Consider the following 25,986-nt stretch of genomic DNA (forward strand, 5'->3'; position numbering starts at 1 on the left):
TCGTACATGAAATGTGCAGACGCATGTCATGGCCATGCAACCTTGCGGACATACCGTGCAGACCCATTCTTAACAGGAATGGGGATTCCCAGTGCATATCAAGACTCCGTTGGCCGTTGCCATCACCCTGACCCTGGCGATGGGGGCCGCGGCACCGCTGCAGGCCGCCGGGCAGCAGGCGGTCGCCGCCACCGGTGCCGTGGCCTCTGATGCGGTCGACCTGGACCGCATCGAAGTGCGTGCCCAGCTCGAATCGCAGATCCGCGCGGTCGACCTCAAGCGCAGCAGCGACGCCATCGAAGACGCGGTGTCCTCCGATGCGCTGGGCCAGTACCCGGACAAGAACGTGGCCGAGTCGCTGCAGCGCCTGCCGGGCATCAGCGTCACCCGCGACCAGGGCGAGGGCCGCTTCGTGGTCATCCGCGGCCTGGACGCCAACCTCAACAGTGTCAGTGTGGATGGCATCGCCGTGGGCACGCCGGAGGATTCCAGCCGTGCCGCACCGCTGGATGTGATCCCGTCCGATTCCACCGAGCGCCTGCGCGTGGTGAAGTCGCCGACCCCGGACATGCCCGGTGACGCCATCGGTGGCGCGGTGCTGGTGGAGTCGGCCTCGGCCTTCGACCGCGACGGCCGCAGCCTGCGCGGCAAGATCGAAGGCAGCCACCAGCAGTTGTCCGGCGAGACCAGCCCCAAGGCCGCCTTCAACTACAGCGAAGTGTTCAACGATACCTTCGGCGTGGCGCTGGGCGTGAACTACCAGAAGCGGAAGTTCGAGTCGGACAACACCGAAGTGGAGTACGACGGCGAGGATGACGCCGCACCCGGTGATGTCACCGCGATCAATCTGCAGCACCGCAAGTACGAGATCGAGCGCAAGCGCATCGGTGCCAACCTCAACCTCGACTGGCGTCCCAACGAAGACAGCCGGTACTACCTGCGCACGCTGTACAGCCAGTTCGATGATGCCGAGACCCGGCAGCGCGTGATCTTCAACTTCGACGACGCCAAGATGGTGCAGACCGGCACCGACCAGTACCGCCTGGACGGCATGCCGAAGGATTCGATCGACAAGCGCATGCGCTACCGCACCAAGAAGGAGAACACCTTCGCGGCCAGCCTGGGCGGTGAGAACAAGCTGACCCACGCGGTGGTCGACTACAAGGTGGGCTACACCCGCACCGAGGAGCGGGTGAATGATGAGATGGAGGCGCGCTTCAAGCTCAACGGCAAGGCCTTCAATGGCACGCTTGACCAGAGCAGCCGCCTGCCCAGCTACAGCTTCGACAACCCGCAGTGGCTGGACAACGCCAACTACGCCTTCGACCGCTTCGTGCTCTCGCCCAAGCAGGTCAATGACAAGGAACACAGCGCGCAGGTCAACGTGCGTTTCGACGGCGACAGCAGCAGCATCAAGTTCGGCCTGCTGGGCCGTTGGCGCGACCGCGACGTCAATGTTGATGAGAACGAGCTGCGGGTCGGCCCGAAGGTGGCGCTGTCGAGCTGGAACGCCGGCTCGCCCGAGCACCGCCATGGCGACATGGGGGCAGGCATGGATTCGGCCGCGATGCGCGCGTTCTGGGCCGCCAACGGCAACCAGTACAGTGCCCGCCCGCAGGACGTCGGCGCCAATGCGATGACCTCGCTGGAGGAAGATTACGTGGCCAGCGAAGACATCTTCGCCAGCTACGCAATGGGAACGTGGGACGTCGGCGCGCTGCGCATCATCGGCGGCGTGCGGGTGGAGAACACCCGCTTCAAGGCGATCGGCAACCAGGTCGACGTCGCCGCCAATGGTCGCACCTTCACCGTCACCCCGCGCGTGGCCAACAGCAGCTACACCAACGTGCTGCCGGGCCTGCACCTGCGTTATGACGCCGCCGATGACTGGGTGCTGCGCGCCTCGGCCAACAAGACCGTATCGCGTCCGTCGTTCGGCGACGTCTCGCCGCGCGTAGGCTACAGCCGTGGCGACGAAGAAGTGCGTCTGGGCAACCCCGAGCTGGACCCGTACGAATCGAAGAACATCGACCTGTCGGTGGAGAAGTACATCGGCAGCACTGGCATCGTCTCGCTGGGCCTGTTCCACAAATCGATCGATGGCTACATCGTGCAGACCGTGCGCACCAATGATCCGGACTACGGCGGCTTCGACGTGACCCTGCCGGTCAATGGCCGCAAGGCCACCGTGCGCGGTGCCGAGTTCAACTGGCAGCAGCAGCTGGCCTTCCTGCCGGCGGGCCTGGACGGCTTGCTGGTGGGTGCCAGTGGCACCTGGCTGGACACCGAGTTCGACGCGGGGATCGAGGATCGTGCCGGTGAGGACTTCACCCTGCCGCGCGCGTCCAAGCACGTCTACAGCGCGCACGTCGGCTACGAGAAGTACGGCCTGAGCACGCGGTTGGCGGCGGTGTACCGCAGTGAGTATCTGGACAGCATCGGCAAGGGCCGCGCCTTCGACATCTATGTCGCGCCCAATACCCAGCTCGACTTCTCGCTGGACTACAAGTTCACCCCGCGCGTGAGCATGTACTTCGAAGCGCAGAACCTGCTGGACAAGCCGCTTGAGCTGTACCAGGGCACACGCTCGCGCACCCTGCAGATGGAAGAGTATGGCCGTACCTACGCGCTGGGCCTGAAGGTGGCACTGTGATGGCGCGTCGCATCACCCTGCTGGCTGCCGCACTGGCCGCGACCCTGGTGGCTGGCTGCACGCCGGCCACCGGCAACGATCCGTCCGTGGCCACGCCCGAGGCAAAGGCCGCAGCCGAGCGTGCGGTGACCACCATCGCCGAGGCGTTCCTTTCGCCGATGACGCCGGCCGACAACATCGATTCCCCTGCTGCCTGGCGCGCACCTGACGGAACGCTGTGGTTGATCGCCACTGCCAAGGCCACCGACAAGCTGGTGGTCTACTACGGCAGCACCGGCCAGCACCTGCGCGACGTCGGCAGCAGCGGCGCCGCGCCTGGGCAGTTCGACCGCCCAAACGGAATTGCGGTGACCGACGACCTGCTGTGGATCGTGGAGCGCGACAATCACCGCGTACAGGTGCTGGGCCTGCCGGACTTCACTCCGCTGGCGACGTTCGCTGCCGAGGACCTGCGCAAGCCGTACGGGCTGTGGGTCGACCGCCGTGCCGATGGCTACAGCGTCTACGTCACCGACTCCTGGGACAACGGCGAGGATGCACAGGGGCGTGACATCCTGCCGCCGCTGGCGGAGCTGGACAAGCGCGTGCGCCAGTACCACGTGACCCGCGACGGTGCGAAGGTCGAGGCAAAGCTCGTCGCCAGCATCGGTGACACCAGCGAAGCCGGTGCGCTGCGCGTGGTCGAATCGATCTGGGGCGACCCGGACAACGATCGCCTGTTGATCGCCGAAGAGGACGAGAGCTACGCCAGCGAATTCAAGGTCTACACCCTGGCCGGGCGTTTCACCGGCACCACCTTCGGCCGCGATGTGTTCAAGGCGCAGGCCGAGGGCGTGACCCTGCGCACCTGCGGCAAGGATGGTTGGTGGATCACCACCGAACAGGGCAAGCAGCGCAGCGTGTTCCACCTGTTTGATCGCCACACGTTGAAGCCGGTGGGCGCCTTCCAGGGCAATACCGTGGCCAACACCGATGGCATCTGGCTGATGCAGCAGCCGAGTGCGCGCTTCCCGCATGGTGCGCTGTACGCAGTGCATGATGACCAGGGCGTGGTGGCGTTCGATTGGGAGAGCATTGCCAAGCAGCTGGCGCTGCCGTTGGAGTGTGGCGCATGAGCCGGCCCTGGGTGATGCGCGCGCGGGTGTTGGGCCTGCTGTTGGCCGTGCCGTCGCTGTCGTTCGCGGCGGCCGAACCGAATACCCAGGTGCCGGTGGGCAGTCGCCATTACGCAGCGACAGCGCTGCCGGACCGTATCGTAGCCTCGCCCGCAGCCGATCCCGGTCACGGTTTCGCCGTGGCCTGGCGCACCGATGGCAGCGTGCAGACGCCGCTGCTGGAGATTGCCATCGCCGGTGATTCACCGGCCATCGAGGGCATCCGCCAGATCCGTGCGACGACCCGTGCGCTGCAGACCGAGAACGGCGTGTCGCACCACCATCGCGCCGACATCGACGGACTGCAGCCGGATACCCAGTACGTCTACCGCGTGCAGGGCAACGGCAGCTGGAGTGCCTGGAACCAGCTGCGCACGCTGGCCACCGCCGAGCAGCCGCTGACCCTGCTGTACTTCGGCGACACCCAGAACAAGAACCTCAGCCATGTCAGCCGCGTGGTGCGCGCGGCGCAGAAGGCGGCGCCGGACGCGCGGATGAGCCTGTTCGCGGGCGATCTGGTCAGTGGCGGCGACAACATGGACGACAGCGAGTGGGGAGAATGGTTCGCCGCCACCGGCTGGTTGGCGCAGGAAACGCTGGTGGCGCCGGCGATCGGCAACCACGAATACTTCGAGGAATTCGAGGACACCCCGCAGGAGCGCCGGGTGCTGGGCCGGCACTGGCCGGTGACGTTCGCGCTGCCGGGCAACGGCGCCAGTGCTGCGCAGCAGACCAGCTACTGGTTCGACGCGCAGGGCGTGCGCGTGGTGGTGCTCGACGGTACTTCGGCACTGGACCTGGGCACGGCCAAGGCGCAGGCGCAGTGGCTGGACAAGGTGCTGACGGCCAGTCCGCAGCCATGGACCCTCGTGCTGCTGCACCAGCCGTTCTATTCGCCGCGCGAAGGGCGCGAGAACGCCGCGCTGCGTGATGTGCTGCTGCCGGTCGTGCGTCGCCACAAGGTGGATCTGGTGCTGCAAGGCCACGATCACACCTACGGACGCCGTGGCGAAGGGCAGGCCGCGACGCCGCAGTACGTGGTGACCGTGGCCGGGCCGAAGCAGTACCGCCTTTCCGATGAAGCGCGCAGGACGATGGATCCGGTGGCCGAGGATACCCAGCTGTTCCAGATACTGCGCATCGACCCACAGCGCCTGCGCTATGAAGCGCGTACGGTGACCGGACGCCTGTACGACAGCTTTGAACTGCGCCGCGATGCCCAGGGGGCAAGCAGCGTACCGAGCTGACCGAAGGGCGCATCGCACCACGCGACTGCCCGCGTGCGCAGACCGCCAAGGGTCGCGCAGACCGTTGCTGGGAATGAGGAGGTCTGGATGAACGCTGCACGCCGTCTTGTCCCCATGGCTGCCATCGGCGGCGCCCTGCTGCTGCTCGCGACAGCGGTGACCGCCGCAGATGCTGTGCTGCACCCGTTCCTGGTGGCGCAGCCGAAGCAGGCGCCGCAGGAGGTGAATCTGGCCGTGGAGATTCCGGCGGGCAGCTTCACCAAGTACGAGATCAAGGAAGACGGTCTGGTGCATGTGGACCGCTTCCAGTCGATGCCGGTCGCCTATCCGGCCAACTACGGCTCGATGCCGCGCACGCTGGCCGGTGACAACGACCCGTTGGACGCACTGGTGCTGACCCGCGAGCCGCTGCATCCGGGCGTGATCGTGCGCTTCCGCCCGATCGGCTACCTGAAGATGATCGACGGCGGCGAGCACGATGAGAAGATCATCGGCGTGCCCACCGACAAGGTGGATCCGAGCTACGCCAACATCCGTGATCTGGACGATCTGCCGGAGATCGAGCGGCAACGCATCGAGGCGTTCTTCCGGGTCTACAAGGACCTGCCGGCCGGGCGCAACCCGGTGCAGCTCAACGGCTGGGGCAACGCTGCTGAAGCGCGTGCTCTGATCAGCGAGGCGATGCAGCGCTTCAAGCAGTAGATCCATGCCCTGGGTGGATGCCCTGTGCACGCATCGCCTTCACCGCCGCTGGCTATCATGTGCGCCTTCCACAACGAAGGCGGTGTCTGTGTCGGTAGCGTTGCTATGGTTCCGCCGTGATCTGCGGCTGCAGGACAATCCGGCCCTGCAGGCCGCGCTGGATGCCGGTCATGACGTGGTACCGGTCTACCTGCACGCACCGCATGAGGAAGGCGAGTGGGCGCCGGGTGCGGCCTCCGATGCGTGGCGCCACCGTTCGCTGGCGGCGCTGGATGCCGACCTGCGCGCGCGTGGCTCTTCGCTGGTGCTGCGCAGCGGTGACAGCCTGCCAACGCTGCAGGCGCTGATCGGGCAGACCGGCGCTGAAGCGGTGTACTGGAACCGCAAGTACGAACCGGCCACGCAGCCACGCGATGCCACCATCAAGCGCACGCTGCGCGAGCAGGGTGTCGATGCGCAGAGCTGCAATGGCAGCCTGCTGTTCGAGCCCTGGGACATTGCCACCCAGCAGGGCCAGCCGTACAAGGTGTTCACCCCGTACTGGCGCAATGTGCTCAGCCATTGGCGCCTGCCCGCGCTGCAGGCCGCGCCGGAGACGCTGCCGGTACATTCGGTCGACAGCCTCGCGCTGGACGAGTTGCAGCTTGCGCCGGCGCTGGATTGGGACACCGGCTTCTGGGAGCACTGGCAGCCGGGCGAGACCGGGGCGCTGGAAGCGCTGTCCGTGTTCGAGGACGGCGCCCTGCGCGGCTACCGGGAGCAGCGTGACCTGCCGGACCGGGTCGGGACCTCGCGAATGTCGCCGCATCTGCATTTCGGCGAGATTGCGCCGTGGCGCATCGCCCACGCGCTGGAGGGGCTGCGCAGCGCCGGTACCGACGCCGACATCGATGGTTACCTGCGCCAGCTGGGCTGGCGCGACTTCGCCTATCACCTGCTGCACCACTTCCCGAAGACGCCCACCGACAATCTCAATCCGCGCTTCGATCGCTTCCCTGGGCGGACCCCAGCGCCGCGCAGCTGCGCGACTGGCAGCGCGGCCACACCGGCGTGCCGATCGTCGATGCCGGTCTGCGCGAGCTGTGGCACACCGGCTACATGCACAACCGGGTGCGGATGATCGTCGCCAGCTACCTGTGCAAGCACCTGCGCGCGCACTGGCTGCACGGCGCGCGCTGGTTCTGGGACACCCTGGTCGATGCCGACCTGGCCAACAACACGATGGGCTGGCAGTGGGTGGCGGGAACCGGTGCCGATGCCGCGCCGTACTTCCGTGTGTTCAACCCCGTGACCCAGGCCGAGAAGTTCGATCCACAGGCGCGCTACATCAGCCACTGGGTACCCGAACTGGCCGCGCTGCCGGTGAAGGCGCGGTTTGCGCCCTGGCAGCATCCGCAATTGCTGGCCGCGCATGCGCCGGGCTATCCGCGCACGCCGCTGGTGGACCTGGCCGCCGGACGCGATGCCGCGTTGGCGGCCTACCGCCAGTCGGGGGCAGGGTAAAGTGCTGGCTGAGCGAGCCAGTCAGTTAGCTGAACGCGCCCCTGTCGAGGGCATGGATCATCATTCCGGCATCGCATCGGGCTGTTTATTCTCTTTGCGCCCGCAGGCCGCCGGCCGACCGGAAACCAAGGAGAACCTCATGATCCGTAACACCACCCGCAACGTCGCACTGGCCCTGATGAGTGCGGCCGTCCTGTCGGCCTGCGCCACCGGCGGCTCCTACGTACAGAGTGACCAGTACGGCAACCCGACCGAGCAGCAGAACCGCACCGGCCGCAACGCCCTGATCGGTACCGCCATTGGTGTGGCCGCTGGTCTGCTGACCGGCGACAGCGCCACCGAGCGTCGTCAGCATGCGCTGATCGGTGCCGGTATCGGCGCACTCAGCGGCGCCGCCGTTGGCCAGTACCAGGATCGCCAGGAACGCGCGCTGCGTGAGCGCACTGCCAACACCGGCATCGATGTGCAGCGCCAGGGCGACAACATCATGCTGAACCTGCCCGACGGCATCACCTTCGACTTCGGCAAGTCGACCCTGAAGCCGCAGTTCTACGGTTCGCTCAATGGCGTTGCCGGTACCCTGCGCGACTACAACCAGACCATGATCGAAGTGGTCGGCCATACCGACAGCATCGGCAGCGACGCGGTCAACAACCGCCTGTCGAAGGAACGTGCCGACTCGGTGGCGCAGTACCTGATCGGCCAGGGCGTGCAGAGCGTGCGCATTGAAACCCTGGGCGCCGGCAAGTCCTACCCGATTGCCGACAACAGCACCGATGCCGGCCGCGCCAAGAACCGCCGCGTCGAGATCCGTGTGATTCCGCTCAAGCAATAACGCATGGCGTTATTGCGGTTCCGGCGCAGCCGGAACGAAAATGCCGCCCTTGCAGGCGGCATTTTTGTAGGTGCCGAGCTTGCTCGGCACGCCGATGGCGTTGCCGGTCGCGGCTTCTCCCAACGGCGCCGACCAAGGTCGGCATCTACCGGAAGCCGGGCGCAGCCGGAACGAAAATGCCGCCCTTGCAGGCGGCATTTTTGTAGGTGCCGAGCTTGCTCGGCACGCCGATGGCGTTGCCGGCCGCGGCTTCTCCCAACGGCGCCGACCAAGGTCGGCATCTACCGGAAGCCGGACGCAGCCGGAACGAAAATGCCGCCCTTGCAGGCGGCATTTTTGTAGGTGCCGCGCTTGCTCGGAACACCGATAGCGCCCGTAGAGTCGAGCTTGCTCGACTGAAGCGCAAGAGCAGTCGAGCAAGCTCGACTCTACGGAATGCCGGTAGATCCACGCCATGCGTGGATGCTTCCGGTCATGCCGCCGAAGCGGCCACCTTCTCCAGGATGCGCTTGCCGCTGCTTTCCAGCGCGGCATCTTCCTGCGCCTTCTGCTGCTGTGCCAGCTTCGCGCCGGGGCACTGCGCCAGCATGTAGTTGGCATCGAAGTTGAGCTTCTCGACCAGGAAGTCGACGAACGCACGCACCTTCGGCGAGACCAGGCGGCCACCGGCGAACACCGCGTTGAAATCCACTTCCGGCCCGGTCCAGCCGGCCAGCACGCGGCGCACCATGCCCGACTCGACGAACGGCTTGGCCATCACGTCGCCGGTCAACAGCAGGCCTTCGCCACACACCAGCGCACCGTTCAGCGCAGACATGTCGTTGGCGGTCATCAGCGGCGTGACCGGGAAGTCGCGCAGCTCGCCGCCGTTCTCGCCCAGCTGCCAGGTGAAGCGCGGCGAGTTGCCGGTGTGGTAGGGCTTGCGCATCGCCAGGATGCGGTGGAACTGCAGCTCTTCAGGATGCAGCGGCTCGCCGTAGCGTTCGATGTAGGCCGGGCTGGCGAACACCTGCGTGCGCAGGCTGCCCAGCTTGCGCGCCACCAGGTTGGAATCGGGCAGGGCACCCACACGCAGTGCAAGATCGGCTTCACCTGCAATCAGGTCCAGCTTCTCGTTGCCCATATGCATGTCCAGCCGGATCTCCGGGTACTGCGCATGGAACTGGCCCAGCAGCGGGGCGATCCAGGTGATGCCGATCGAATAGGGCACGGTGAAGCGCAGCCAGCCGCGCGGGCCGGACTGCAGCTGGCTCACCGCGCTCTCGGCTTCTTCCAGCTCGCGGGCGATGCGCTGGCAATGTTCGTGGTAGATCGAACCGGCTTCGGTCAGGCCGAGGCGGCGCGTGGTCCGGTGCAGCAGGCGCGCGCCCAGGCGCGTTTCCAGTTCCTGCACTTTGCGGCTGACCGTGGTCTTGGGCAGGCCGAGCGATTTGGCAGCGGCAATGAAGCTGCCCTGCTCAACCACTTTGACGAAGATCAGCGTCTCGTTGAGATCGTGGGACATGGTCGGGGATCCTGGACGTCGGGGATGGGACAATCGTGACAGAACGATTGGACCGGGAGCGGGATGATTATTCCCCTTAATCAGGACTAATCAAGTAAAGGTTTGAGGTCTATCGTGGCGCCATTCGTTAATTGGAGCCCGTCCGCCATGAGCCTGCGCAACATTCTTGCCCGACTCCGGAACGCCGGCCAGAGCACCCTGGACCTGGCGATGACCGTCGAAGCCCGTCCGAGTTCCTTGGTACACAAGGACTTTCGTGAGTTTACCGCGCCCATGCGTCAGCAGCGTGGCGGTGTCATCCGGCTGATCCCCACGGGGGTGACCGGCTGCGTCGAATTGGGACTATCCCGGATTTGGGAGGAAATGTCCCGTGAATGGGATGCTGACGCCCGAAGTCCTGGTCCTCGGCGGCACCGGTGCGGTCGGCCAGGGCGTGGTCGGTGCGCTGCTGGAAGCGGGCAGCCCGGTGCTGGTGGTGGGCCGCGATCCGGGCCGGCTGGCTGCGCTGCACGAGCAGTTCGCCGATGAGCCGGGCCTGGAGACAGTGCTGGGTTCGCTCAGCGACGACGGCTCGGCGCGCGCGCTGGCCGAGCGCATCGCGCAGCGCCCGCGCCCGCTGGCGGCGGTGATCGCCGCGATGGGCGGCCCGTATCGCCGCGGCCGCGTGGTCGATCGCAATGGCGACGAACTGCTTGGCGCGATGCAGGCCGATCTGATGCCGCACGTGCATGCGGTGCGTCACCTGCTGCCGCTGCTGCAGGACAACGTGCACGCGCGCCGCTACGTGATGATCGGCAGCCCGGCGGCGGTCAAGCCATGGGCGGGCTACGGCGAAAGCTCGATCACCGCGGCGGCGATGCGCATGTACGCGCAGGTGGTGCACCAGGAGGCACAGGCTCTGGGCGTACGCGCGCAGATGCTGGAAGTCTGCAGCCCGGTCTGCACCCCGGCCAATGCCGCCAATGCCTGCATCGAGTGGCCCAGCTCGCTGCTGGTCGGCCGTCGCGTGGTCTCGCTGCTTGATGGTTGCCGTGACAACCGCGCGATCGTGCGCTGTGACAGCAGCGACGCCGAACTGCCACGCGGCCTGCTGCACCTGGAGATTCCTCCCTTGTGGCGCGATACCGCCGGCGTCGCTTGACCTCGACCAAGGTTGAGGTCGCAGTATTCGCCGCCGCTTTTTGCAACACGTTTTCCTATAGCTGTACCACCCCTCCGTACGGATGCATGCCATGACTTCCCCAATACCACCCCACATCGTTTCGGCCATCGCATCGCGATGGTCGGCGTGTCGATCCTCGCCGCGGCCGTGTTGGCAGCGTGCAGCGGCGGCCATGCCGAAGAAGCCGGTGCGCCGCCGCCGCCGCAGGTCAGCGCCGCGCCGGTCCTGGTCAAGCAGGTCAGCCAGTGGGACGAGTTCAGCGGCCGCGTCGAAGCGGTACAGAGCGTTGAACTGCGTCCGCGCGTGTCCGGCTACATCGACAAGGTCAACTATGTCGAAGGCCAGGAAGTGAAGAAGGGCGAAGTGCTCTTCACCATCGACGCGCGCAGCTACCAGGCCGAGTACGATCGCGCCGCCGCCGAACTGGCCCGCGCCCGTACCCAGGCCACGCTGGCCCGCAGCGAATCCGAGCGTGCCAAGCGGCTGTCCGAGCAGCAGGCGATCTCCACCGAGACCGCCGAGCAGCGTCGTGCCGCCGCCGACCAGTCCGGTGCCGCCGTGCAGGCGGCGCAGGCCGCGCTGGATGCGGCCCGCCTCAACCTGGAGTTCACCAAGGTGCGTGCACCGATCGACGGCCGTGCCGGCCGCGCGATGGTCACCGCCGGCAACCTGGTCACCGCCGGCGACAGCGCCAGCGTGCTGACCACGCTGGTTTCGCTGGATACGGTGTTCGTCTACTTCGATGCCGACGAAAGCACCTTCCTGCGCTATGCCCAGATGGCTCGCAAGGGCGAGCGCCCGAGCGAACGTGACAGCGAACTGCCGGTGAAGGTCGGCCTGTCCGGTGAAGAAGGCTACCCGCATGCAGGCAAGGTCGATTTCCTCGACAACCAGGTCGCGCGCAGCACCGGTACCATCCGCGTCCGCGCGCTGCTGGACAACGCCGACCGCCAGTTCACGCCGGGCCTGTTCGCCCGCGTGCAGCTGCTCGGCAGTGGCCAGTTCCAGGCCCTGTTGATCGACGACAAGGCGGTGCTGACCGACCAGGACCGCAAGTACGTCTACGTGGTCGACAAGGATGGCAAGGCGCAGCGCCGTGACATCCAGCTCGGCCGCACCGCCGACGGCCTGCGCATTGTCGAGCACGGCCTGACCGCCGGTGACAAGGTGATCATCGACGGCGTGCAGAAGGTCTTCATGCCGGGCATGCCGGTGCAGGCCAAGGCGGTGGCGATGCAGCCACAGCCGGCGCCGGCACCGGGCCGCGATGCCACCGCCGCCCTGAAGTACTGATCCGCCGTCTCCTGATCCGAGTTTCCGCTTAGCTGCCGGCGCCAGCGGCAGCCTTCCCTGCCTTCGTCATCTCGGCGAGGGGCAGGGTGGCTGTTGCCCGCCGAATGCCTTTCCCAGGAATTCCTCCATGGACTTTTCCCGTTTCTTCATCGACAGGCCGATCTTCGCGGCGGTGCTGTCGATCGTGATCTTCGCCGCAGGCCTGATCACGATTCCGATCCTGCCGATCAGCGAGTACCCGGAAGTGGTGCCGCCGTCGGTGGTCGTGCGCACGGTGTATCCGGGCGCCAACCCCAAGGTCATCGCCGAGACCGTTGCCACGCCGCTTGAAGAGGCCATCAACGGCGTCGAAGGCATGATGTACCTGAAGTCGGTGGCCGGCTCCGATGGCGTGCTGCAGATGACCGTGACCTTCCGCCCGGGCACCGATCCGGACGCGGCGGCGGTGAAGGTGCAGAACCGCGTGGCGCAGGCGCAGGCGCGCCTGCCCGAGGATGTGCGCCGGCAGGGCGTGACCACGCAGAAGCAGTCGCCGACCTTCCTGATGGTGGTGCACCTGACCTCGCCGCAAGGTAAGTACGACACCCTGTACCTGCGCAACTACGCACGCCTGCACGTCAAGGATGCGCTGGCGCGTATTCCAGGCGTGGGTGACGCGCAGATCTTCGGTGGTGGCGACTACGCCATGCGTGCCTGGCTGGACCCGGACAAGGTGGCCTCGCGCGGCCTGACCGCCAGCGACGTGGTGCGCGCCATGCGCGAGCAGAACGTGCAGGTCTCGGCTGGCCAGCTCGGTGCCGAGCCGCTGCCGAACAGCCAGTTCCTGACCCTGATCAACGCCCAGGGCCGGCTGAAGACCGAAAAGGAATTCGGCGACATCGTGCTCAAGAGCGGTGTGGACGGCGAGATCGTGCGCCTGGCCGATGTGGCCCGCCTGGAACTGGGCGCCGGTGACTACACCCTGCGCTCGCAGCTGGACGGCAAGAACGCGGTCGGTATCGGTATCTTCCAGTCGCCCGGCGCCAACGCGCTGGAGATCCGCGACCAGGTCATCTCGACGATGGACGAGATGCAGAAGACCATGCCGGCCGACGTGAAGTACGAAGCCGTGTATGACACCACCATCTTCGTGCGCGACTCGATCAAGGCCGTGGTCTCCACGCTGCTGGAAGCCATCGCCCTGGTGGTGCTGGTGGTGATCCTGTTCCTGCAGACCTGGCGCGCTTCGATCATCCCGCTCATCGCGGTGCCGGTGTCGGTGGTCGGTACCTTCGCTGCGCTGTACCTGCTGGGCTTCTCGATCAATACGCTGAGCCTGTTCGGCCTGGTGCTGGCGATCGGCATCGTGGTCGACGACGCGATCGTGGTGGTGGAGAACGTCGAACGCAACATCGAGGAAGGGTTGTCGCCCACCGCGGCGGCACACCAGGCCATGCGTGAAGTGTCCGGCCCGATCGTGGCGATCGCGCTGGTGCTGTGTGCCGTGTTCGTGCCGATGGCGTTCCTGTCCGGTGTCACCGGCCAGTTCTACAAGCAGTTCGCGGTCACCATCGCCATTTCCACGGTGATCTCGGCGATCAACTCGCTGACCCTGTCGCCGGCGCTGGCCGCGCGCCTGCTGAAGGCCCACGGCGCCCCGAAGGATGGCCCGAGCCGCCTGATCGACCGCCTGTTCGGCTGGGTGTTCCGTCCGTTCAACCGCTTCTTCAAGTCCAGTTCGGAGAAGTACGAGCGTGGCGTGGCGCGCATCCTTGGCCGTCGCGGTGCGGTGTTCGTGGTCTATGCGATCCTGCTGGTCGGTACCGGCGTGATCTTCAAGCTGGTGCCGCCGGGCTTCATCCCGACCCAGGACAAGCTGTACCTGATCGCCGGCGTGAAGCTGCCGGAAGGCTCGTCGATCGCGCGGACCGATGAAATGCTGCGCAAGGTGGCCAAGATCGCCCAGGAAACCGACGGCGTGGCCCACACCATTTCGTTCCCGGGCCTGAACGCGCTGCAGTTCACCAATACGCCGAATACCGGTGTGGCGTTCATTCCGCTCAAGCCGTTCGCCGAGCGTCATGGCCGTACCGCCGCGCAGATCAACGCGGAGATCAACCAGAAGATCGCCGGGCTGCAGGAAGGCTTCGCCTTCGCGATGATGCCGCCGCCGATCCTCGGCCTGGGCAACGGCAACGGCTACCAGATGTTCATCGAGGACCGTGGCAACCTGGGCTACGGCGCGCTGCAGAATGCCGTGCAGGCAATGCAGGGCACCGTTGCGCAGACCCCGGGCATGGCCTTCCCGATTTCCAGCTACCAGGCCAACGTGCCGCAGCTGGATGCCGAGGTGGACCGCGTCAAGGCCAAGGCACAGGGCGTGCAGCTCACCGAGCTGTTCGACACGCTGCAGACCTACCTGGGTTCGGCCTACGTCAACGACTTCAACCAGTTCGGCCGTACCTGGCAGGTGATCGCGCAGGCCGACGGTCCGTTCCGCGAGACGGTCGAGGACATCGGCAAGCTGCGTACCCGCAATGACCGCGGCGAAATGGTGCCGATCGGTTCGATGGTCACCATCAAGCAGACCTTCGGCCCGGACCCGGTGTTGCGCTTCAATGGCTACCCGGCAGCGGATCTGGCCGGTGAAGCCGACCCGCGCCTGCTGTCCTCGGCCGAAGCGATGAACAAGCTGACCGAGATCGCCGGCAAGGTGCTGCCGGTAGGCATGACCACCGAATGGACCGACCTGAGCTACCAGCAGGCCACCCAGGGCAAGGCCGCCTTCATCGTGTTCCCGGTGGCAATCATGCTGGCCTTCCTGGTGCTGGCGGCGCTGTACGAGAGCTGGTCGCTGCCGTTGGCGGTGATCCTGATCGTGCCGATGACCCTGCTGTCCGCGCTGTTCGGCGTGTGGCTGACCGGTGGCGACAACAACGTGTTCGTGCAGGTCGGCCTGGTGGTGCTGATGGGCCTGGCGTGCAAGAACGCAATCCTGATCGTCGAATTCGCCAGAGAGCTGGAGATGGGCGGCAAGGGCATCGTTGAAGCCGCGCTGGAAGCCTGCCGCCTGCGTCTGCGCCCGATCGTGATGACCTCCATCGCGTTCATCGCCGGCACCGTGCCGCTGGTGCTGTCGCACGGTGCAGGCGCCGAAGTGCGCTCGGTGACCGGTATCACCGTGTTCGCCGGCATGCTGGGCGTGACCCTGTTCGGCCTGTTCCTCACCCCGGTGTTCTACGTGGCCCTGCGCAAGTTCGTCACCCGCAACGGTGGTGGCCAGCTGGTGCAGCACGGCGAGCCGACCATCCACCACTGACATGGAACCCCGTCGCCGCCGGTCACTGGCCGGCGGCGGCTTTCCCTCACAAGGCATGAATCCATGAACACCCATCAGAACAAGATCGCGCTGGTCACCGGCGCCACCCGCGGCATCGGTGCCGAGACCGTGCGCCAGCTGGCCCAGGCCGGAGTGCACACGCTGCTGGCCGGCCGCAAGCGCGAGACCGCCGTGGAGCAGGCGCTGAAGCTGCAGGCCGAGGGCCTGCCGGTGGAGGCCATCCAGCTGGACGTGACCGATGCGGCCAGCATCGCCGAAGCGGTCGAGCAGGTGCGCCAGCGTCATGGCCGCCTCGACATCCTGGTCAACAACGCCGGCATCATGATCGAGAACCCGGCGCAGGCGCCGTCGGAACAATCACTCGATACCTGGAAGCGCACCTTCGACACCAACGTGTATGCGCTGGTGGCGGTGACCCAGGCGTTCCTGCCGCTGGTCAAGCAGGCCAAGTCCGGCCGCATCGTCAACGTGTCCAGCATGCTCGGCTCGCAGACGCTGCATGCCGACCCGGCATCGGGCATCTACGATTTCAAGGTGCCGGCCTACAACGCCTCCAAGGCAGCGGTGAACAGCTGGACCCTGAGCCTGGCCTACGAACTGCGCAACACTCCGATCAAGGTCAACACCGTGCATCCGGGTTACGTGAAGACCGATATGAATGGCGGCAACGGCGAAATCGAAATCAGCGAAGGCGCACGTTCCAGCGTGGAAATGGCGCTGATCGGTGAATCCGGCGCCAGTGGCAGCTTCACCTACCTGGGCGAGGTGCTGCCATGGTGATCCGCACGTTGGCGATGGCCGTCTCCAGCCTGGTGCTGGCAGGCTGTGTCAGCGTCGGCCCGAACTACAAGGCGCCGGTGCAGGAACCGGTGGTGCTGCAGGGTGCCCAGCAGCCAGTGTTCAGCACTGCCTCGCCGGTGGCCAGCTGGTGGGCGCAGTTCGATGATCCGGTGCTGGAGCAGCTGGTGCACGGTGCGCTGTCGGACAACCTCGACCTGCGCGTAGCCGTGGCCCGTGTCAGCCAGGCCCGTGCGGTGTTCGTCGAAAGCCGTTTCGACCAGGCCCCGCACATCACCGCAGGCGGCAGCTACGACCGCCGCAAGCAACCCGATCCGCAGCTGGGTGGGCAGCGGGTGTTCAGTGAAAGCTACCAGCTCGGCTTCGACGCCGGCTGGGAGCTGGATCTGTTCGGCCGCAAGCGCCGTGCTGCCGAAGCCGCGCGCGCCGACCTCGACGCCGAGCAGGCCAATCTGGCCGACGCGCAGGTGCTGGTCGCCGCCGAAGTGGCACGCAACTACTTCGAGCTGCGCGGTACGCAGAAGCGCATCGCCGTGGCCCAGCACACCCTGGTCAACCTGCGCGATACGCAGAAGCTGACCGAGGCACGCTGGGAACTGGGGGCCGGCAGCGAACTGGATGTGCAGAGCAGCCGTGCCCGCTTGAAGGCGATCGAGGCCGACATCCCGCTGCTGGAAGTGGCCGAGACGCAGTCGCGCAACCGCCTGGCCGTGCTGCTGGGCCAACGCCCCGAAGTGCTGGCCGACATGCTGGCACCGCATGAGGTACCCGCTTTCGCCAAGGCACTGCCGCTGGGTGATACCCGCGAACTGCTGCGCCAGCGTGCCGACGTGCGTGTGGCCGAGCGTCGCCTGGCCGCTGCCACGGCACGGGTAGGTGTGGCCACCGCCGATCTGTTCCCGCGGCTGTCGCTGTCCGGCTTTGTCGGCTTCCTCGGCGGTGATGCCAGCGGCCTGGTCAACGGCAACAACAAGGCGTGGTCGCTGACGCCGTCGCTGAGCTGGGCGGCATTCGATTTCGGCACCGTGCGCGCACGCCTGCGTGCCAGCAAGGCCGAGGCCGAAGGCGTAGCGGCGCAGTACGAGCAGGCGGTGCTGCTGGCGCTGGAAGACACCGAGAATGCACTGACCCGCTATTCCAAGCAGCAGGCGCGGTTGGGCATCGTGGTTGAACAGGCGCAGGCGGCGCGGCGGGCCGAGTCGCTGGCGCAGATCCGCTACCGCGAGGGTTCGGAAGATTTCCTGACCCTGCTGGATGCGCAGCGTACGCAGTTGGCCGCTGACGATGCGTTGGCGGCGGCCGAAGCCGAAGTCAACGTCAGCGTGGTGGGCGTGTACAAGGCGCTGGGCGGCTGGGGGCAGTCGCCGCAGCCGCCCAGCGTGGCGCAGGCGCAGTAAGCCGGAGGGGCGGTGGCCGAGGCCGTCGCCCCTTTCGTGCCCGACCCGATGCCTCGGGTCGTGGTGCAGTTCACAGTCATGTCGCTTCTGACTCTGCCGGAACGCCGCCGCCCCGTGTAACTAGTGGGGTGGCCCTCGGGAGGAACGGCAATGACAGACGAAAAGCGAGACACCCAGCGCATGTTGTTCGGCGATCCCGGGCTACCCGGCGCCGGGCTGTCGGTGGCGGTCGTGGCGTTGATGGTGCTGGCGACGTTGGCCGCAGCGGTCGGTTTCCTGCGGCTGGTCGATTCGATGCTGGGCCTGGGGCTGATCGGGATCGCGGTGTTCCTGGCCATCGGCGCCCGGATCTGCCAGGCACGCGATCAGCACCAGGCACTGTACCGGCTGTTGTCGCGGCGGGCATCGCTGTAGCCGCCGCGACAGCCGGTTCAACGCTTCGGCCAGTCCAGTTCCACCACCAGCGGGAAGTGGTCCGAAGGCAGCACTCCCTGGATGCGGCGATCATCGGTGAGGAAGCTGCGTGCGTGGAATCCGCGCACCAGCACCCAGTCAAGCTGCACGGTGGGTGTGCCGGTGAAATCATGGAAGGTCAGGCGCGGACCCTGTGGCACTGCCACCTGGGTCCGCGTGTCCTGCAGCACGCGGGTGAACGCCTTGTACGTTTCGCCTCCCGGTTCGCTGTTGAAGTCGCCGGTCAGTACCACCGGCAGATCGGGCGGCAGCGTCGCCAGACGCGTGGCGATCAGCTCGGCCCCCTTCACGCGGCGGGGCTCGTCCTCGTCGCGGTAGGGCAGGTGGGTATTCATGAAGTAGAAGCGGCGACCGTCGTCAAGGCGGCGGAACACCGCCCAGGTGACCATGCGCGGGTACAGGTTTCCCCAGGTGATGCTGCCGGCAACCTCGGGCGTATCGGACAGCCAGAAATTGCCTGACGATTCCACGCTCAGGCGCGTGCTGTCGTAGAACACGCCCATGTGTTCATCGCCATTGCCGCCGCGGCGACCTTCGCCGAACCAGCGATAGCCCGGCAGATGCTGGACAAGGTAGTCGGCCTGTTCCTGCACCAGTTCCTGGGTACCGATCACTGCAGGATGGGCATCGAGAATGACCTTGACCATCGCATCGCGGCGGTCCGGCCAGCGCTTGCCCGGCTCGGTATCGGCCGGCGTGCGGACGTTGAACGACATCACCTTCAGCGGCGACGGGGCTGCGGCCCAGCTGACGGCAGGTAGAGCAAAGGCCAGCAACGCGACCAGTGCCGGGCAACGGAAACGCGACAACATCGTGGAATCCCTCCATTCCATGAAAACGGTTTCATGCAGCATCGCACGAATCGAGCGGGGCCGGATGTGCCTGCACTGGCGGTAACGGCAGCGATGCCTCCTGCGTATTCAGGCCGTTCTTCATCGTGCCTTGACCCGGGCGCGCGCGGCTGCGTGCTAGAACGGCGGTGCCCGGGCCTTCGCCCGGGCAGTCGCAACCGTCAACCCATGATGGAACCACAAGGAGCTGTGCCATGACACGACTGATTCGTGCGTTGCAGGTGTCGCTGAACCTGCGTTCGGACAATTCGACGCAGTGCATCCGTTCCAGGTATCGCTATTGGAATCTGTTCTGAGCAGCAGGACGCGACGTATTCGATGACATCGCCAGGGAGGGCCGATGCCCTCCCTGGCGTCAGGAGCTGGGCATGGATGAACGTGCAGCGGATGCGGAAGTGATGTCCATCGACGACCTGCTTGAGCGGGTACGTCGTGAAGGGCCGGTGCTGCGGTTCCAGAATGATGTGGTGGGTATTTTCGATCCGGCGCTGGCGGTCAGGATCGACAAGGCCAACACCGACCGGCATACGGTGCCGGACTCGTTGATCGATTTTCTGGGCCTGCGTGGCAAGCAGGACCCGGTGGCGTGGCGCGAGGTACGCACACTGTTGAGCGAGCAGGCCGGGCGCCTGGCCGCGCCCGCGCAGATGCGTGCGCTGTATGAACGCATGCATGCGTTTCTTGTGCAGCGTGCGGCGCGTCCGCAGGATCTGGGCGGGTTGAGCTGGTGGGCGATATCGCAGTCGCTGTTGCCGCTGCTGATCGACGGGCTGAGTCGTGCCGATGTGGCAGCGCTCATCGGCGAGCAGAAGACCCGCTACAACGCCATCGTGCTGCAGAACTTCTCGTGGTGGCGCCGGGTCATCGATTTCCATCTCTCGCGCCGTGCCGCGCGCACCGTCTCGCGGCACATCCGGCGCCGGGCGCGCGAGCCGCAGCCGCGCGAGGATTTCCTGCACTCCCTGCTGCCCCTGGTGCCGCGGGTGGGGGTGGATCGGGTCGCCTACCTGGTGTCGATGGTGCTGGCCGGCATGTCAGGCCTGCCAGGCATCACTGCGGCCAGTCTGCTGTACGCCATGCATCGTTTCCCGCAGTGGCACGCCCGCATCCGCAACGAAACCTCGGCGCTCAGCCTGGATGAGTTGTATGCGCTGCCGATCAGATCGCTGCCGTGCACCTCGCGCTTCGTCAAGGAAACGCTCAGGCTCTGGCCGGGTCTGTTCGCCCTGCATCGTCCGGCGTCGCACGACATCGATATCGAGGGCGTCTGCATCCGCAAGGGCGGTGCGTACGAGTTGTCGTCCTACTTCCAGCACCACTCACCCGATTTCTGGGAGGCGCCGGACAGCTTCGACCCGGACCGCTGGTTGCCGGAGCGTCGCCAGTCCAACAAGGGCGCCTATGTCCCGTTCGGATTCTCCTCCCGCGCCTGCATCGGAAGCGCGGTCGGGCACGCCCAGCTGCTGCTGTTCTGCGCGCTGGTCACGCGTGATTTCGAGTTGCAGGTGCAGGCCCAGCCCACGCCGTGGATGCAGCTGGAAGGCTTTGCGTATCCGGTCGATTTCGTCGGCCGGTTGATCCCGCGCGGCTGAGCCGCACCCACCGCGTGCAGCACGTCGGTGGGCGCCTCGGTCCGCAGCGTGGGCGGCCGTGCTCAGCGCCCGGCCAATGTGTCCAGCAGCGTACGTGCGGCCAGTTTGCCCAGCGCATTGCCGGCCAGCGGGCTGTCGCCGGTCAGCAGCAGACGGTCCTGCAACACACTGCCATCGATGCCAGCGTTGACGATCTGCACCCCCTGCTGCGCCAGGCGCTCGCCGAAGAACCAGCGCAGCTGTCCCGGCATGTAGCCGATCTCCGGTGTCTGCCGGTCCATGGCGTCGGGGAAGGCGCAGATGCGGTAGCCACGGAACAGTGAACCGCCGTCGGCCTCGTCGACGCCTGCGGCCAGCAGCGCGGCGGGGCCATGACACAGCGTGATGATGTGCCGCTGCTGGGTCATTGCCCAGTGCAGGGTGGCTTTCACTGCGCGGCTGTCGGGCAGACCGAGCAGCGCGCCATGGCCGCCGGGAATGAACACCGCGGCATAGTCCGAGTCCGCGCCGAGGGCCGCCACCACGTCATCCAGGCGCAGCGGTTGGCGGAACCGTGTCTGGTAGCGTTCGTACAGCCCGCCGATCTCCCGGTCCTCGCGCGGAAACGCCCACCACTCGAACTTGACGGGGTTGCCGGACAGCGTCGCCACATCGATGTCCAGCCCGGCCTTGTCCAGGTGGTACATGGGCAGCAGCGTTTCCACCGGATGATTGCCGGTGGAGAACAGATGACCATTGGCCGTGGGCAGGTAGCGCTCATCGGCGCCGATCATCAGCACTTTCCAGCGGCCATCGCGACGTGCGTCGGGATAATCGGCGCCGGACAGATCGCTCAGTGCCGAGGTGAACTGCGACAGCGAGTAGGGCGAGGGGAAAAAGGCATCGCGCTCGGCCGGATCGGGACGGGGCTGGCGGCTGGAATCCTGCGTATTCATGGCAATCTCCGTGGGGGAATGTGCGGCCAGCATAGAGGCGTGCCTGCACACGCAGGATGAGGGTTTACCCGCGACATTCACGCTACGGCATGCTGCACTGCGCCACCCGCATGGATTGGACAGCGCGATTATGTCGTGTTATCTAACCGGGGCCGGATAATCCCGGCATAACCACACAGCAAGCACAATCAAAGGAGTGATCATGAAAAGATTCGCCCGAGCATTGCGCGTCAGCCTCAACATCCATCCGACCGAAAAGAGCAGTGTGTGGACGGTCTGGCAGATCTGGGTAGAGTTCTGATTCCCCGGGTTTCGGCCCGGATCTGATCTGCAGCAGGACGAAGGGACTCGTCTTCGAGTCCCTTCTTGCCGGAGGCGTACTTCATGCAAGGGACGTCGAACGAAGGCAGCACCGTCGCTGCCGAGCGCCTGGCCGCACGCGTGGAGCGCGAGGGACCGGTGCTGAAGCTGGACACGGGCGGGGTCGGGGTGTTCTGCCCGGAGCTGGCCGGAAAGATCGACAAGGAAAATTCCGAGCATCTGTTCGTGATCGAATCGCTGGCGGACCTGTTCCGGCGGCATGAGCGCGTGCGTTGGACCGAGGTGCGCAGCCTGATCGCCACGCGCAGTGCCGAACTCACCGGCGCAGATACATTGCAGGTGCTGCAGTCGCGCATGCGGCGGGCGCTGGACGCGCTCTGTGATGTCGAGCAGGACGCAACGCCGGCCATCTGGAAGGTGATGGCCCATCCGCTGATTCCACTGGTCATCGATGGATTGGACGCGCGGGGCGTGGCCGCCATCGAACGCGCGCTGCATCTTCGCTACAGCATCCAGGTCGAGCAGGTCATCCATCGTCGCGACCTGTTGCGCAACTTCCTCATCAACCGCGCCGAGTCGCGCGTGATCCACGCCGAGCTGAAACGGCGCGTGCGTGCGGGTCATTCCCATCTGGATTACGCACAATCGCTGCTGTCGCTGCACCAGCGCATCGGCCTGGACAAGGTCACCTACCTGGTCACCGTGCAGCTGATCGCCATTTCCGGCGTGCCGGGCATGATGGCCGCCTGCCTGCTGCTGGCGTTGCAGATGCATCCGCAATGGCAGCAGCGCATCGAAGAAGAGTTCGCGGCGCTGTCCGATGCCGAGATCCACGCATTGCCGATGGGGCGTATTCCGGCCACCATGCGCTTCCTGAAAGAGGTGATGCGGCTGTACTCCACGCCATTCAACAACCGCCGGGTGGCCGCCTGTGATCTTGAAGTGGAAGGGCAGGCGATCGCCGAAGGCACCGTGTTCGAACTGAGCTCATTCATCCAGCACCGTTCGGCCAAGTACTGGGATGATCCGCTACGGTTCGACCCGGACCGCTGGCTCCCCGAACGGCGCAAGCGTACCGCCGGCATCTACGTGCCCTACGGGTTTCCCACCCGTTCGTGTGTGGGTTCGGCGGTGGGCAATGCGCAGCTGGTGCTGCTGTGCGCGTTGCTGGCGCGCGAGTACCGCTTCACGCCAGGCAGTGGCTACCGGCCGGAGGTGCGCATGGAGGGCTTTGCGATTCCCGCTGCATTGCACGGCACGTTCTCGCGCCGCGCACCGGCCGCCTGAGCGCAGGGCAGGGGCGGCTAGTTGCTGCCCCGCCCATGCGCCTGCATGTCCTCATGCAGGATGCGGCGCAGCTCGACGATGGCCGGCGTGGCCTCCTGCACGCTGTGGCCGGACACGATCACCTTTTCCGAATCCGCACGCGGCAGGTGCGAGCTCCAGTACGGCACCAGCCCATCATCGGTTTTCTCCAGCGGGCCCTCGGCCTTGGCGCGGGCGATGATGGAGTGGTAGCGCACCTTCGGTGACATCGGCAGATCGGCCACCGCGCGCACGAACGGGTCATCCTTGTCCAGGTTCTGGATGCTGTTCATCTGGTAGCCGTGCTTGCCATCGTTGCGATCGATCTGGCCATCGTTGGCCAGCGTGGTGACATCCTCCAGCACGGTCAACGGCAGCCGGACCAAGCGCCCGATCCAGCGCCCGAGGCGGGTGCCGGCCACGTCGGTGCCACGGTGCGGGGTGGCGATGAACACCACCCGCGATACTTCCGGCTCCGGCACGAACGTCAGCACCGGAGCGCCCTTGGTGCGCAGCAGTTCGCGCTGGGCCGGCGTCATCTGCGCAGTGGCCAGCAGGGTGTCGACCAGGTGGTCGCCGGAGGAAGAGACCATCAGCCGCGCGATCACCCCGCCCATGCTGTGGCCGACCAGCACCATGTCGTGGGACGCCTGCGCCTTGGCACCCGGGTCGAAGTGCTGGAACACCTCGGCCAGCGTGTGGCGCATCGCATCGTGGCTCATCGCGATGGGCATGTTGGTCGGGTAGTAGAACTGCCAGACCTGGAAGTCGCGGCGGATCTCATCATCGCGCATCAGTTCGTTGGCAACATTCACCCAGGCTTCCGGGCTGCTGGCCAGGCCGTGGATCATCAACAGCACGCGGCGGTTCGGGTCGTACGGCTGCATCATGTACAGATGCGGCGTATCGATGCCGCCCTTGCCGCCGAACAGCGAGCGCAGCGACTGGTGGCTGAAGTTCGAGCGCGCCAGCCACAGTGCGTAGCCGGCGGTGAAGTTGGCTGCCAGCGGCACCTGCTGGCCGTGCAGGGTGACTTCGGAGACCTGGTAGGGATCGTGGATCTCCAGTTCCGGCGAATCATCATGCAGCACTTCCCAGAGATTCTTCCCCGAGAAGCGCAGCAGCACACTCATCGATGGCGAGGGCATCTCGCTCCAGCTGCGCAGTGCTGGCGCCGTTGCAGACCCGGTGGCGGCCGGCGCGACGCTGGCATCGGAATCGTCCATCACCGCCACCAGTTCGGCACCGAAGCCATCGCGGCGATGCACGCTGCGCAGGGTGCCGGTGAAGGACAGCGAGGCGGCCGGTACCAGCTCGGTCGGGGTGCGGGTATCCAGCGGCGAGGCTTCATCGGCCGGCGCCAGTACGAAGGTCCAGCGGCCCAGCTGGAAATGGCTGGCATCGTTGCGCACGCGTCCGGTGGCGTAGGCGTTGTACAACTGCACCGAGGCTTCCTGCACGGCCAGATTGTAGTAGTCGCGTACCTGGGTCTGGCGGTCTTCGAAGCCGCGCTGGTTGGCGGTGCGCTCGGTGAAGAACAGGTACGCGTAGGCCTGCCGCGCAACCTGCATCCAGGCATCCAGGCGCGGCTGGAATTCGGCATCCAGTTCAGTGACGGCAGTCTTGGCGCGTCCCGAGGCCGAGTATTCGCGCTTCGGCGCCGGCAGGGTCATGGCGTACTGCAGCCACAGCTCTGCCAGGCTGGAGCGCTTGTCTTCCTCGCGCACCACGATGCTGCCTTCCATTGCCTCGATGCAGGGCAGGCCAGGCTTGGCACAGACACCTTCGTCGAGCCCGGCCACGCGCAGCGTTTCCATCGTTGCCGAGCTGAGCTTGCCGGTGGTGAGGATGTCGCCGCGCTTGAGCGCGATGTACTGGCCCGGCGTGACCGAGGCGACCTGCACCGATGGCCCGAACTGGCGCAGCGTCGCGCAACCGCCCAGGCCGAGCAGCACGGTGATGATGAGGGTCGTGCGGCCGATGAAGCCCAAGCCCGTGGTAGCCATACAATCCTCCTGCGCGGTGGCGCCACTGTAGCGGTCGGCCTGTCAAAGCGGAATATCCCGGGCAGTCGCCTCCAACGACGGGGCATTGACCGCCGGGCGATTGGGGCACCGGTGTGTGACACTGAAGTGAATGGACGCCGACAGGCAATGCCGATGAGATGGCTGGAAACCCGGATTCCTCCACCGCTGGTGATGCTGGCCTGCGCGATGGCAGGTCTTGCCGCCAGCCGCTGGGGAAGCCCGTGGACCGGGTCCGCAGCGTTTCCGGCGCTGGTTCCGGCGGCAGTGATGGCTACCGGCGTGGCATTGAATCTGCTGCCGAAGCTGGCGTTCCGGCGCGCAGGTACCACGGTCAATCCTCTGCGGCCGCAGGCGGCCAGCGCGCTGGTCACGCACGGGGTGTACCGGCATACGCGCAACCCCATGTACCTGGGGCAGGCGCTGGTCCTGCTCGGCGCCATGCTTTACCTGCAGGATCTGCGCGCGCTGTTGGCGGTACCCCTGTTTGTCGTGTACATCACGCGCTTTCAGATCCTGCCCGAAGAACGCGTGTTGTCGGCGCGCTTCCCCGGTGCGTATGCAGCCTTCTGCAGGCGCGTACCGCGCTGGCTCTAGGTCAGGTCAGACGGTGCGTCCGTTCCGGTGCGATGTTGCCCCTGCGATTCCCGGTTTCATCTGTGCCGGATGCCAGCCGCATGCATGCGATGTGCGCAGATGCGTGGTGTCATGAGTGCGTTGCATCGCAGCGCCACATGCTCACACGACTCAGGCCGGTGAAGCCTGTGCGGGTTTGCATTCGGAAACTACCGCGCCCGGTCTGCCGTGCATGCGCTTGTGCGCGTGGTGCAGCCTCTCTAGAGTGCGTCGTTCCTTCACATCAGGATGATGATTTTGCGACGAGTACGTGGGAAGCGGGCACTGGTTCGATGCAGCAG

General features: G+C 66.2%; 17 protein-coding genes and 2 pseudogenes. 15 read left to right on the forward strand and 4 right to left on the reverse strand.

Annotated features, from left to right (window positions below; translation table 11 throughout):
* The first annotated feature begins 139 nt into the window (after nucleotides 1–139).
* The 6 genes and pseudogenes from N4G47_RS06765 (at nucleotide 140) to N4G47_RS06790 (ending at nucleotide 8,094) form a co-directional block, all read left to right on the forward strand.
* The gene (locus tag N4G47_RS06765) at nucleotides 140–2,653 is read left to right on the forward strand and encodes a TonB-dependent receptor (protein WP_475289902.1); all 2,514 of its coding nucleotides are present in this window, start codon (nucleotides 140–142) and stop codon (nucleotides 2,651–2,653) included.
* Nucleotides 2,653–3,768, forward strand: a complete 1,116-nt coding sequence (locus N4G47_RS06770; protein ID WP_475286019.1) for a phytase — start codon at nucleotides 2,653–2,655, stop codon at nucleotides 3,766–3,768. The genes N4G47_RS06765 and N4G47_RS06770 overlap by 1 nt, the downstream gene beginning before the upstream one ends.
* Nucleotides 3,765–5,131 (forward strand): annotated as a pseudogene (locus N4G47_RS06775) (purple acid phosphatase family protein). Before N4G47_RS06770 ends, N4G47_RS06775 begins: the two are co-directional and overlap by 4 nt.
* 10 nt (nucleotides 5,132–5,141) lie before the next feature.
* Nucleotides 5,142–5,756 (forward strand): inorganic diphosphatase, encoded by a 615-nt coding sequence (locus tag N4G47_RS06780; RefSeq protein WP_475286020.1) that lies wholly within the window; start codon nucleotides 5,142–5,144, stop codon nucleotides 5,754–5,756.
* A gap of 88 nt (nucleotides 5,757–5,844) precedes the next feature.
* A pseudogene (locus N4G47_RS06785) lies at nucleotides 5,845–7,259 on the forward strand (cryptochrome/photolyase family protein).
* A gap of 139 nt (nucleotides 7,260–7,398) precedes the next feature.
* On the forward strand, nucleotides 7,399–8,094 hold the full coding sequence (locus N4G47_RS06790; protein ID WP_010484399.1) for an OmpA family lipoprotein: 696 nt from the start codon (nucleotides 7,399–7,401) through the stop codon (nucleotides 8,092–8,094).
* A gap of 472 nt (nucleotides 8,095–8,566) precedes the next feature.
* Here N4G47_RS06790 and N4G47_RS06795 read toward each other — a convergent pair whose 3' ends face one another.
* On the reverse strand, nucleotides 8,567–9,598 hold the full coding sequence (locus tag N4G47_RS06795; RefSeq protein WP_005416157.1) for a LysR family transcriptional regulator: 1,032 nt from the start codon (nucleotides 9,596–9,598) through the stop codon (nucleotides 8,567–8,569).
* A gap of 370 nt (nucleotides 9,599–9,968) precedes the next feature.
* Here N4G47_RS06795 and N4G47_RS06800 point away from each other — a divergent pair, with 370 nt between their 5' ends.
* From N4G47_RS06800 to N4G47_RS06825, 6 genes are all read left to right on the forward strand, one after another.
* Complete coding sequence (locus N4G47_RS06800; RefSeq protein ID WP_475286022.1) at nucleotides 9,969–10,739, forward strand: SDR family NAD(P)-dependent oxidoreductase; 771 nt, start codon at nucleotides 9,969–9,971, stop codon at nucleotides 10,737–10,739.
* A 138-nt stretch (nucleotides 10,740–10,877) separates the two neighbouring features.
* Entirely contained in the window at nucleotides 10,878–12,053 is a 1,176-nt protein-coding gene (locus tag N4G47_RS06805) for an efflux RND transporter periplasmic adaptor subunit (protein ID WP_475286024.1), read from the forward strand.
* A gap of 127 nt (nucleotides 12,054–12,180) precedes the next feature.
* Nucleotides 12,181–15,351: an efflux RND transporter permease subunit gene (locus N4G47_RS06810; RefSeq protein ID WP_049456792.1), complete on the forward strand. Its 3,171-nt coding sequence runs from the start codon at nucleotides 12,181–12,183 to the stop codon at nucleotides 15,349–15,351.
* A gap of 63 nt (nucleotides 15,352–15,414) precedes the next feature.
* Entirely contained in the window at nucleotides 15,415–16,152 is a 738-nt protein-coding gene (locus tag N4G47_RS06815; RefSeq protein WP_106549383.1) for an SDR family oxidoreductase, read from the forward strand.
* Nucleotides 16,146–17,567: an efflux transporter outer membrane subunit gene (locus N4G47_RS06820; protein WP_475286025.1), complete on the forward strand. Its 1,422-nt coding sequence runs from the start codon at nucleotides 16,146–16,148 to the stop codon at nucleotides 17,565–17,567. Before N4G47_RS06815 ends, N4G47_RS06820 begins: the two co-directional genes overlap by 7 nt.
* Before the next feature lie 150 nt (nucleotides 17,568–17,717).
* Entirely contained in the window at nucleotides 17,718–17,981 is a 264-nt protein-coding gene (locus tag N4G47_RS06825; RefSeq protein ID WP_107232747.1) for a hypothetical protein, read from the forward strand.
* A 17-nt stretch (nucleotides 17,982–17,998) separates the two neighbouring features.
* Here the strand turns inward: N4G47_RS06825 and N4G47_RS06830 are convergent, their stop codons facing one another.
* Nucleotides 17,999–18,853 carry an endonuclease/exonuclease/phosphatase family protein gene (locus N4G47_RS06830; RefSeq protein WP_475286027.1) on the reverse strand — a complete coding sequence of 285 codons (855 nt, stop codon included), beginning with the start codon at nucleotides 18,851–18,853 and terminating at the stop codon, nucleotides 17,999–18,001.
* A gap of 407 nt (nucleotides 18,854–19,260) precedes the next feature.
* On the opposite strand from N4G47_RS06830, the gene N4G47_RS06835 reads away from it, so the two are divergent.
* On the forward strand, nucleotides 19,261–20,484 hold the full coding sequence (locus N4G47_RS06835; protein ID WP_475286029.1) for a cytochrome P450: 1,224 nt from the start codon (nucleotides 19,261–19,263) through the stop codon (nucleotides 20,482–20,484).
* A 62-nt stretch (nucleotides 20,485–20,546) separates the two neighbouring features.
* On the opposite strand, the gene hchA is transcribed toward N4G47_RS06835, so the two are convergent.
* A complete protein-coding gene (gene hchA / locus N4G47_RS06840; RefSeq protein WP_475286031.1) occupies nucleotides 20,547–21,419 on the reverse strand; it encodes a glyoxalase III HchA in 873 nt (290 codons plus the stop codon).
* 384 nt (nucleotides 21,420–21,803) lie between these two features.
* Here hchA and N4G47_RS06845 point away from each other — a divergent pair, with 384 nt between their 5' ends.
* A complete protein-coding gene (locus N4G47_RS06845) occupies nucleotides 21,804–23,027 on the forward strand; it encodes a cytochrome P450 (protein WP_475286033.1) in 1,224 nt (407 codons plus the stop codon).
* A 17-nt stretch (nucleotides 23,028–23,044) separates the two neighbouring features.
* On the opposite strand, the gene N4G47_RS06850 is transcribed toward N4G47_RS06845, so the two are convergent.
* Nucleotides 23,045–25,051 (reverse strand): esterase/lipase family protein, encoded by a 2,007-nt coding sequence (locus N4G47_RS06850; protein ID WP_475286035.1) that lies wholly within the window; start codon nucleotides 25,049–25,051, stop codon nucleotides 23,045–23,047.
* A 153-nt stretch (nucleotides 25,052–25,204) separates the two neighbouring features.
* Between N4G47_RS06850 and N4G47_RS06855 the strand changes: the two genes are divergently transcribed.
* Nucleotides 25,205–25,666: a methyltransferase family protein gene (locus N4G47_RS06855; RefSeq protein WP_475286037.1), complete on the forward strand. Its 462-nt coding sequence runs from the start codon at nucleotides 25,205–25,207 to the stop codon at nucleotides 25,664–25,666.
* The last annotated feature ends 320 nt before the right edge of the window (nucleotides 25,667–25,986 follow it).

It is taken from the genome of Stenotrophomonas sp. GSD10 (assembly GCF_056172695.1).

What these genes read in the sequence shown, in the direction of transcription:
- N4G47_RS06830 (WP_475286027.1), bottom strand. Translation starts at nt 18,853, where the DNA reads ATGTTGTCGCGTTTCCGTTGCCCGGCACTGGTCGCGTTGCTGGCCTTT.
- N4G47_RS06855 (WP_475286037.1), top strand. Translation starts at nt 25,205, where the DNA reads ATGAGATGGCTGGAAACCCGGATTCCTCCACCGCTGGTGATGCTGGCC.
- N4G47_RS06845 (WP_475286033.1), top strand. Translation starts at nt 21,804, where the DNA reads ATGCAAGGGACGTCGAACGAAGGCAGCACCGTCGCTGCCGAGCGCCTG.
- N4G47_RS06825 (WP_107232747.1), top strand. Translation starts at nt 17,718, where the DNA reads ATGACAGACGAAAAGCGAGACACCCAGCGCATGTTGTTCGGCGATCCC.
- N4G47_RS06805 (WP_475286024.1), top strand. Translation starts at nt 10,878, where the DNA reads ATGGTCGGCGTGTCGATCCTCGCCGCGGCCGTGTTGGCAGCGTGCAGC.
- hchA (WP_475286031.1), bottom strand. Translation starts at nt 21,419, where the DNA reads ATGAATACGCAGGATTCCAGCCGCCAGCCCCGTCCCGATCCGGCCGAG.
- N4G47_RS06790 (WP_010484399.1), top strand. Translation starts at nt 7,399, where the DNA reads ATGATCCGTAACACCACCCGCAACGTCGCACTGGCCCTGATGAGTGCG.
- N4G47_RS06815 (WP_106549383.1), top strand. Translation starts at nt 15,415, where the DNA reads ATGAACACCCATCAGAACAAGATCGCGCTGGTCACCGGCGCCACCCGC.
- N4G47_RS06795 (WP_005416157.1), bottom strand. Translation starts at nt 9,598, where the DNA reads ATGTCCCACGATCTCAACGAGACGCTGATCTTCGTCAAAGTGGTTGAG.
- N4G47_RS06770 (WP_475286019.1), top strand. Translation starts at nt 2,653, where the DNA reads ATGGCGCGTCGCATCACCCTGCTGGCTGCCGCACTGGCCGCGACCCTG.
- N4G47_RS06820 (WP_475286025.1), top strand. Translation starts at nt 16,146, where the DNA reads ATGGTGATCCGCACGTTGGCGATGGCCGTCTCCAGCCTGGTGCTGGCA.
- N4G47_RS06850 (WP_475286035.1), bottom strand. Translation starts at nt 25,051, where the DNA reads ATGGCTACCACGGGCTTGGGCTTCATCGGCCGCACGACCCTCATCATC.
- N4G47_RS06810 (WP_049456792.1), top strand. Translation starts at nt 12,181, where the DNA reads ATGGACTTTTCCCGTTTCTTCATCGACAGGCCGATCTTCGCGGCGGTG.
- N4G47_RS06780 (WP_475286020.1), top strand. Translation starts at nt 5,142, where the DNA reads ATGAACGCTGCACGCCGTCTTGTCCCCATGGCTGCCATCGGCGGCGCC.
- N4G47_RS06765 (WP_475289902.1), top strand. Translation starts at nt 140, where the DNA reads ATGGGGGCCGCGGCACCGCTGCAGGCCGCCGGGCAGCAGGCGGTCGCC.
- N4G47_RS06835 (WP_475286029.1), top strand. Translation starts at nt 19,261, where the DNA reads ATGGATGAACGTGCAGCGGATGCGGAAGTGATGTCCATCGACGACCTG.